This is a genomic window from Streptomyces sparsus (genome assembly GCF_054776295.1).
The window spans coordinates 1-1,345 of sequence record NZ_BAAHCA010001159.1 but is presented as its reverse complement, the minus strand read 5'-3'; the positions used below and the strand labels follow the sequence as shown (position 1 = coordinate 1,345).

Below are 1,345 nucleotides of genomic sequence, written 5' to 3'. Positions count from 1 at the left end.
CGCCCGCCGCCGAACCGCCGCCCGACCGGGCGCCGCCACCGCCGTGACCGCGCCCGGCGAGCAGTGCTCGGCGGCTGTCTACGCGGCCGTGTCGTAGCTGTAGTACGGGGTGTGGTCGAGCATGTCGGCGGGTGTCACGTCGTTCCAGGGCCGCATCACGTCGTCCAGGTCCACCACGTCGCGTGTCCCGCCGGCCGGCAGGTAGGGCGAGGCCGGGTGGCGGCGCTGCCACTGGGCCCAGACCCGGTCGATGAACGCGTGGTGCAGCCAGAACACCGGGTCGTTCGGCGAGACACCGGTGGCCATCTGGCCGCCGACCCAGACGTGCACCCGGTTGTGGAGGTTGGCGCCGCGCCAGCCCTCCAGGTGGTTGCGGAAGCCGTCCGAGGCGCTGTTCCAGGGGGCGGCGTCGTAGGTGGACATGGCGAGCACGGAGTCGAGCTCCGCGCGGGTCGGCAACTGCCGGCCGCCCGAGCCGAGGGAGCGGCGCAGGAAGTCGCGCCCGTCGACGCGCACGGTCACCGGCCAGTCGCCGCTCGCCGAGGCGAAGGCACCGTCGGTGACCCGCGCGTCCCTGCTGCGGCCGGTACCGCCGAGGAAGTCGGGCGCCCACAGCGAGGAGGCGGCGGTGCGGTCCGCCGTCCAGTCCCAGTAGGGCAGCGCGACGGACGGGTCGACGGCCTGGAGGGCTTGCTCGAACTGTATGAGGAACCTGCGGTGCCAGGGCAGGAAGGACGGCGAGCGGTGGCCCACCCGGTCACCCCAGTCGGTGTCACTCATGATGAAGGCGTTGTGGGTGGTGACGAAGGTGTCGTACCGGCCGGTGCGCTTCAGTTCCAGCAGCGCGTCCACGAAACGCCGCTTCTCCTCGGTGCTGAGGTCGGCCTGGTTCTTGCGTACGGTCATGTGCGGTTCCCGGATCGGATCGGTCGGTGGGACGGTGCTGAGCGGCTGTCAGAACATCGGTTCCAGCTGGGCGCCCCGGAGTTCGAGCACGGCGGCCCTGGCCACCGCACGCGGCGTCGGGAACGTCTCGTAGTGGTTGACCACGCTGATCCACGTGCCGTCCGCGTTCCGCATCACGTGCAGTTCCGCGCCGTCGATCCGCACGGAGTAGCCGCCCCCGTGCCCGCCGTCCCCGTGCTGCCCCTGGTCGTGCTCCTCCTGGCCGTGCGCGCCGGTTCCGGAGCGGGTGCCCCGCTGGTTTCCGCCGTGCTGCCCGAGGTCCGCGGGTCCGCCCTGTATCCGGCGGCCGCGGAACACCTCGTCGAACGGCTGCGGTTCGCCGTGGCCCGTGCGGGCTGCCGGTCGCCCGTCCTTCGCCGGCGCCGTCGCGGGCGCTTCC

Annotated in this window: 2 protein-coding genes; both read right to left on the bottom strand. The window is 72.8% G+C overall.

The genetic code is table 11. The annotated features are described in order from the left end of the window. Nucleotides 1–78: 78 nt before the first annotated feature. The gene (gene melC2, locus ACYVE9_RS27120) at nt 79–906 is read right to left on the bottom strand and encodes a tyrosinase MelC2 (RefSeq protein WP_461030534.1); all 828 of its coding nucleotides are present in this window, start codon (nt 904–906) and stop codon (nt 79–81) included. Between the two features lie 48 nt (nt 907–954). Next, the coding region (melC1, locus tag ACYVE9_RS27115) for an apotyrosinase chaperone MelC1 (protein WP_461030533.1) at nt 955–1,345 on the bottom strand (391 nt) is incomplete at its 5' end.

Excerpts from the sequence above, each read along its gene's own strand:
- melC2 (WP_461030534.1), bottom strand. The coding sequence starts at position 906 with ATGACCGTACGCAAGAACCAGGCCGACCTCAGCACCGAGGAGAAGCGG.